This is a genomic window from Aeromonas sp. 25-248, from assembly GCF_053005425.1.
The window spans coordinates 68,145-74,857 of the sequence record NZ_JBRKTB010000017.1 but is presented as its reverse complement, the minus strand read 5'-3'; the positions used below and the strand labels follow the sequence as shown (position 1 = coordinate 74,857).

The following is a 6,713-nucleotide window of genomic DNA, read 5'->3' as shown; positions in this document are numbered from 1 at the left end:
ATGCTGTGAGTGCCCACACAGATTGCTTGATTCAAATTGTTAAAGAGCGTCACGCTTATCGCGTTGAGGAGGCGCATCTTACGCTCCTCACTTCGAAAGTCAAGCGGTTGTTTTCGCTTTTCTTTCGGCGCCAACTTCCCAAGGAAGCTGGCTCATCAGGTTGGCGTGTTCCGCCGTGCTGGTAGGGGCGCATTATAGGGAGCCGCGCCGTGATGACAAGGGCTTTTTCACCGAAAAGAACCGTTCGCTCAGATATACAGCAAAGCGGTTCTATTTCGTTCGCATCACCATTTCGGGCTGTCATTGGATTTAAATTGAACATTTGAAAAGCCACTTTATAATTGGCTTTTCAAATGTTCAATTAAGGTTTCATTCATGCACCAGATCCTGGATAGCCGCAAAGAGGAGAGAATCGTTCCTCTGTTCCGCCTCGGGTTTCGGCCTTTCTTCCTGTTCGGCGCCTTGTTCTCGGCTTTGGCGATGCTGGGCTGGCTGGGGCAACTCAACGGCTGGTTCGCTCTGCCCGGGATTAGCAACCCCATCTGGTGGCATGCACATGAAATGCTGTTCGGCTTTGGTGCCGCCATAGTGGCGGGTTTTCTGCTTACCGCCGTCCAGAACTGGACCGCTCACCCAGGTGTACGCGGTTGGCCGCTGGCACTGGTCGTGGGATTGTGGGCCATCCCGAGAGGCCTGCTCCCCTGGTTTGGAGAAAGCAATGTCACTCTGATGGTCATGGACCTGGCCTGGTTGCCCCTCTGTACGTGGTTTCTCGCCAGACCCATCATAGTGACGCGCCAGTGGCGCAATCTCTTTTTTGTTCCCCTGCTTCTCGTGTTGACCCTGCTCAATACCGCTTGCTGGCGGTGGCATGCCGAATGGCCATTGGTGGAACATATCCTGCTTGCAACCGTGCTCCTCTTCACGACCCTGATTGCCGTCATGGGAGGACGTGTCATTCCTTTCTTCACCGCCAGAGCCACTGGGACCGAAAAAGCACTCCCACTGCCGTGGCTGGAGCGCATTGCCCTCGCGTCTCTGTGGCTCATCCTGCTGCTCTGGTTAGTACTCCCGACCCAGTGGGTCATCGGCATCCAGATGTTCCCTCTATATATAGTGGCGGCAGGGGCTCACCTCTACAGGCAGCTGCGCTGGCGACCCGGAACCACGGTGGCCCAGCCCCTGCTGTGGTCGCTTCACCTGGCCTATCTCTTTATCCCACTGGGGCTGACCGCCCTGGCGGCACGCACGGCTGGCTGGCCGATTGCCTTGTCACTGGCAAGCCATCTGTTCAGCGCGGGCAGCATGGGGGCCATGATCCTCGGGATGATAGCCCGTGTATCCCTCGGACACAGTGGCAGAGCCCTGCAGATAGGACGCAGGATAACGGCGGCATTTGCACTGGTGATCCTGTCCGCGCTGTTGCGGGTCTTGCTCCCCCTCTTTTGGCCAAATCTCACCCTCACGGGATGGAACCTAAGCGGATGGAGCTGGGTTGCCGCCTACGGTCTGTTCATCTGGGTTTATACCCCCATACTGACCAGTCCCAGGGCGGATGGCCGCCCCGGCTAATCATCGCGTGGCCATGGCCGGATAGTGGATCAGATTGTGGAAGATGGCGGGAGCGATTCCCAGATTGCGATAGCCATGGGGACGGTCCGCTGCAAACCGGACGGCCTCACCCTGATCGAGGGAACGCCACGCCCCGTCAACCAGTACCTCCATCACACCGCTGATGACGATGACATGTTCGGTCACTCCGGGTTCATGGGGTTCTGACTCCCGCTGGTAGCCAGGTAGCAGGGTCAGTTCAAACAACTCGAAACCAAAGCGGGCCTCATAGGGGAAAAGCGGGGCAACCTGCATCCCCTCTCCCGCCGGCTGCTGGCGAATATCATCGGCAATACGGTATACCGTCTCTCCCTGAGCCTCTGGCGTCGGCTCAATGAAACTGGAGAAAGAGACCCGAAAACCGGTGGCAATCTTCCACAATGTTGCCACCGTCGGACTGGATTCACCTCGCTCGATCTGTCCCAGCATTGCCTTGCTCACCCCCGTTTCACGGGCGGCCATATCCAGGCTCCATCCTCTTTCAGTGCGCAGCCCTTTCAATCGCTGGGCCAGATAGCGACTCATCTCCTGCATCTATTCTCCGATTTCTTCGAGCCATATTGTGCGCCATAACGCACAGCGTTATAGTCGAATCCACATTGTACGCAATAGCGCACAAGCTATCAGCATCCACAAGGAAGTTTCCCATGCCCCTAGCCCTCCCCCACATGGTCGCGGGACTCATCGCCGTGTTGGTGGGTTACACGAGTTCTGTCGTCTTGATCATCCAGGCCGCCACGGCCGCCGGTGCCGATGCAGCCCAGGTCTCTTCCTGGCTATGGACACTGGGTATCGGCATGGGGGTCAGCTGCATCGGCCTCTCTCTCTATTACCGGGTGCCTGTCTTGACGGCCTGGTCCACCCCGGGTGCCGCCCTGCTCATCACCAGCCTGGGGAACTTCAGTCTGGCCGAAGCCATCGGCGCCTTCATCATCTCTTCACTGCTGATCACCCTCTGCGGTATCAGCGGCTGGTTCGACAGGCTGATGCGTCACATTCCCGCCCCCCTGGCGGCCGCCATGCTGGCCGGAGTCTTGCTCAGGTTCGGGCTGGATCTCTTCAAGGTGGCACCGCAAGATCCTCTGCTGCTTGGCACCTTGCTACTGGTTTTCTTGCTGGGTCGCCACCTCTGGCCCCGCTACACCATGGTGCTGGTCCTGGCTGCCGGCATGCTGCTCTGCACCCTGAGGGGCGAGCTGCAACTCAACGAGGTTCACTGGCAACTTTCCACCCCGGTCTGGATCTCGCCAGCCTTTTCCATCGACGCCCTGCTCGGCATCGCACTCCCGCTCTTTCTCGTTACCATGACCTCGCAAAACATGCCGGGCATTGCCATCCTTCGCGCCCACGGCTATCAACCGGCCACTTCTTCCCTGATTGGCTGGACCGGATTCATCGGCGTGCTGCTGGCACCGTTTGGCGGCTATGCCTTCAACCTGGCCGCCATCACTGCCGCCATCTGCATGGGCAAGGAAGTGGATCACGATGTCACTCGACGCTGGCCTGCTGCCGTGTGGGCTGGATGTTTCTACCTGCTCACAGGCTGTTTCGGTGCCACCGTGGTTGCCCTGTTCAGCGCATTCCCTGCGGTGCTGGTCACCTGCGTGGCCGGGCTGGCGCTGCTCGGCACCATAGGCAGCAGCTTGCACAGCGCCTTGCAGCAGGACGAGGAGCGGGAAGCCGCGCTACTGACTTTCCTCGTAACTGCCTCGGGGATCACCCTGCTCGGGGTCGGGTCTGCCTGCTGGGGATTGCTGATCGGAGTGACATTGCATCAAGTCAACCGGCTCCGCGCCTGACCTGACCATCTGGGGAGACTCCAGTGAGACGCAGCACATAATCCTGAGAAGAGCGTTCACATATGAACCTTATTCCTTTCTAGTGACAAAACGGCGCAGATCCTTCCCAACAAGCGTCGTTGTCAGACTCAATACTGGAGAACGAAGATGAGGAATCAGGCTGTCATTTTGTTACTGGCACTGCTGGGTGCCACCACGGCCCAGGCTGCCGACACCGATCGGGAGCTGGCACGCCAGATCGCGCTGCAGCAGAAGAACCTGCTGCCGCTCCTGAACAATCAGGAATACCAGAGCCCGCTACCCAACCTGCTGCCAAAGGCCAGCCCGCGCCTGAAGCGCCAGGCTCGGGATGCCAACCAGGCGGCCATCAGTCGGCAAGGGCTGAATGGCGAGGTCAGGGAACTGATGCAACTGCGGCTGGCCAATCCGGATCAGGCGGATGCACTGCAACAAGGGGTGGAGCCACTGGTTGCCTACATACCAAGTGGTGACGAAAAGAGCTGGAGCGCCATCGAGGCGTTCGACAGCGCCGGCAGCCCGATCTATCTCGATGTGAACCAGCCGCCGGCGCGGCCGGTACTGGTGGTGGAGGCCGATCCGGTCAAAGCCAAGAATGCCGGCCTGAAGGTGATGCGAAAGGCGCTGGCTGCCGCAGACATGCAGGTGACGCCCCGTGCCAGCAGCAACACCACCCCCCTCAAGACCAGTATTCTCAAGAAGATCAGGCTCAACGATGATCAGGAGCCCTGGCTGCTGGGCGCCGCCGAGGTCTATGCCGTCGTGGCCGGGGTCAATCCTGGCAGGGACGAGCCCGTGGTGGATATCGTCGACATGCCCTATCTCGACTACGACAACACCGACTACACCCCCAACCAGATCCTGGTCTATTGGGATCGCTACCGCTGGGGAGCCGTCGACGTGGTCATGATGGAGCAGGATGACAACGTCAATTACAAGGAGCTGAGTGCCCTCCTGATTGACGCACTCAAACTCGGCTTCACTGCGGGTGGCGTACCCGAGGCCCTGCCCTTCCTCGACCTTGGCGGTCGTATCGTCAAGGCACTCCCGGACTCCTGGATGACCAACAACGACGACTACCTCGACACCTTCTATACCCTGGAGCAGGACCAGAGCTATCACCAGTATCCAGGTGCTGCCGGCAATGCAGTCATCGATCTCGAGCCCAGGGAGATCCAGCCAACCCGGCCGTGACTGTCGCCCAAAACAAAAAGCCAATGAGAAGACTCATTGGCTTTTCTGTATCAGAGCCGCGGATCAGGCCTGACCTTTCGGCCTCACACCCAGTGTGTGACAGATGGCGTAGGTCAGCTCTGAGCGGTTCAGGGTATAGAAGTGGAAATCCTTCACCCCTTCCTGACTCAGCACACGCACTTGGTCGATGGCAATGCTGGCTCCCACCATGTTGCGCGTCATCTGATCGTTTTCCAGCCCTTCGAAACGCTGGTGCATCCAGCGCGGGATCTTCACGTTGGTGAAACCGGCAAACTTGGCCAGGGTCTGGTAGTTGGAGACCGGCAGTATCCCCGGCACGATCTCCGCATCGATACCGATGGCGGCGCAGCGATCCCGAAAACGCAGATAGGTCTCCACATCGAAGAAGAACTGGGTAATGGCCCGGTTGGCACCGGCATCTATCTTGCGCTTGAGGTTGAGCAGGTCGGATTGCGCACTGCGAGCCTCGGGGTGGCCTTCCGGATAGGCGGCGACCGAGATGTCGAAATCGGCTTCGGATTTGAGCAGGGCGACCAGATCGGTGGCATACATATCAGGCTTGTCGAGGCCGGGGGGCAAGTCTCCGCGCAGGGCCACGATGTGACGAATGCCGCTGTTCCAGTAGTCACGGGCAATGGTGCGCAGCTCGTCACGGCTGGCGTCGATACAGGTCAGGTGCGGGGCGGCGATGAGGCCGGTACGCTCCTTGATGTCCTTGATCACCTTGTGAGTGCGGTCCCGGGTGCCCGAGTTGGCGCCATAGGTCACAGAGACGAATTTGGGCTCCAGCACCTGCAGGCGCTCGATGGACTGCCAGAGGGTGTTCTCCATCCCTTCGCTGTTGGGCGGGAAAAACTCGAAACTGACCGATATGTCGCCACCCAGATCCGCCAAACTCTGGTTGAGTGCCTCAACCTGACGCGCGCTGTGAAATCCCATCTGCTCTCTCCCTGTCCTGCAACCCATTCCTTCACGCCAAAACGGATGTTTGGACGTCTAAACGTCTTTCTATCTTTATGAGAAAACGGATCAAAGTCAATACCGATTTGTCAGCGACAAGGGGGATTGCCGATTTTTTTATTTTGCAATTCAACCTAAGTAATGAGCGACCCCATCCCAAAATGCTGTCAGGCACGCTATGATGCGGGCGGATCGTCCTGGACGTTCTGAATCTGCGTGTGATTGTTTGGCCGGGTTTCCCGGCCTTTTTTTAACTTCTTTCCCCGCCTGCCGATAAGCAATTCAAGCGTTTGCAGGAGCCCCATCATGGAAGATCACCCCGGTTTTGCCACCGATCTGCTGTTCGATCGCTATCAGGGCGAGGTGACGGATCATGATGCGTTCTGGACCGTGCGCACCCCGGGCTCTCCAGACTACTACTTCGGCAACTACCTGTTGCTGCCCACCCCCCCAAGCGATCGTGACAAGGGCTGGCTCGAGGCCAGTTTCGACAGGCTGATTGGCTGGGATCCCCGTATCCGCCACCGTACCTTCCAGTGGCCCCTCGCCGCAGGCCAGAACAGCCGGGTCGCCGGATTCGTGGCGGCGGGATACCAATACATGGAGTGCGTGGTACTGGCGCTGAGTGCAATGGAGTGGCAAGCCCCCACCGGCAGCGACCTGGCCCCGGCTCGCCCGTTCACCGCGACGGACTGGGATCAGTGGCTCGCCTTCGAGCTGGCAGAGCGGGATCCCGCCCATTCGGAGGAGCGCTATCTTCCCTATCTCTTGTCACGCCGCCAGCTCTATCAGGCCATGATCGATGACGGGCTCGGACAGTGGTGGGGGTTATGGCACCAGGATCAACTGGTTGCCAGCTGCGGACTCTTCTTCACCGGCACCCTGGGACGCTTTCAACTGGTGCGCACGCACGCAGAGTGGCGAAACCGGGGGCTCTGTCGTCTGTTGCTGAGCCAGGTCGCACGCCAGGGACTGGCACAGGCCAGTTCGCTCATCATAGTGGCAGACGAGCACTATCACGCCCAGCGGGTCTATCGCGCTCTGGGTTTCGTGCCGGTGGCCCGTATCGGCAGCCTGTGCCGCTGGCCACGGGAATGACAGGTCATCATG

6 protein-coding genes are annotated in these 6,713 nt (G+C 59.2%); 4 read left to right on the top strand and 2 right to left on the bottom strand.

All coding sequences use genetic code 11. The features are described 5' to 3' along the window. The first annotated feature begins 375 nt into the window (after positions 1–375). Complete coding sequence (locus tag ACVDHI_RS18660; RefSeq protein WP_279987427.1) at positions 376–1,572, top strand: NnrS family protein; 1,197 nt, start codon at positions 376–378, stop codon at positions 1,570–1,572. Here the strand turns inward: ACVDHI_RS18660 and ACVDHI_RS18655 are convergent, their stop codons facing one another. Then, a complete protein-coding gene (locus ACVDHI_RS18655; RefSeq protein ID WP_182976272.1) occupies positions 1,573–2,145 on the bottom strand; it encodes a helix-turn-helix domain-containing protein in 573 nt (190 codons plus the stop codon). Positions 2,146–2,258: 113 nt separating this feature from the next. Between ACVDHI_RS18655 and ACVDHI_RS18650 the strand changes: the two genes are divergently transcribed. Together ACVDHI_RS18650 and ACVDHI_RS18645 are read left to right on the top strand one after the other, a co-directional pair. Further along, the gene (locus tag ACVDHI_RS18650; RefSeq protein WP_324063261.1) at positions 2,259–3,410 is read left to right on the top strand and encodes a benzoate/H(+) symporter BenE family transporter; all 1,152 of its coding nucleotides are present in this window, start codon (positions 2,259–2,261) and stop codon (positions 3,408–3,410) included. 147 nt (positions 3,411–3,557) lie between these two features. Then, on the top strand, positions 3,558–4,622 hold the full coding sequence (locus ACVDHI_RS18645) for a DUF3103 family protein (protein ID WP_324063264.1): 1,065 nt from the start codon (positions 3,558–3,560) through the stop codon (positions 4,620–4,622). A gap of 63 nt (positions 4,623–4,685) precedes the next feature. Here the strand turns inward: ACVDHI_RS18645 and metF are convergent, their stop codons facing one another. After that, the gene (gene metF / locus ACVDHI_RS18640) at positions 4,686–5,582 is read right to left on the bottom strand and encodes a methylenetetrahydrofolate reductase (protein WP_010674220.1); all 897 of its coding nucleotides are present in this window, start codon (positions 5,580–5,582) and stop codon (positions 4,686–4,688) included. A 327-nt stretch (positions 5,583–5,909) separates the two neighbouring features. Between metF and ACVDHI_RS18635 the strand changes: the two genes are divergently transcribed. Continuing rightward, on the top strand, positions 5,910–6,701 hold the full coding sequence (locus ACVDHI_RS18635; RefSeq protein WP_323880811.1) for a GNAT family N-acetyltransferase: 792 nt from the start codon (positions 5,910–5,912) through the stop codon (positions 6,699–6,701). Positions 6,702–6,713: the final 12 nt, after the last annotated feature.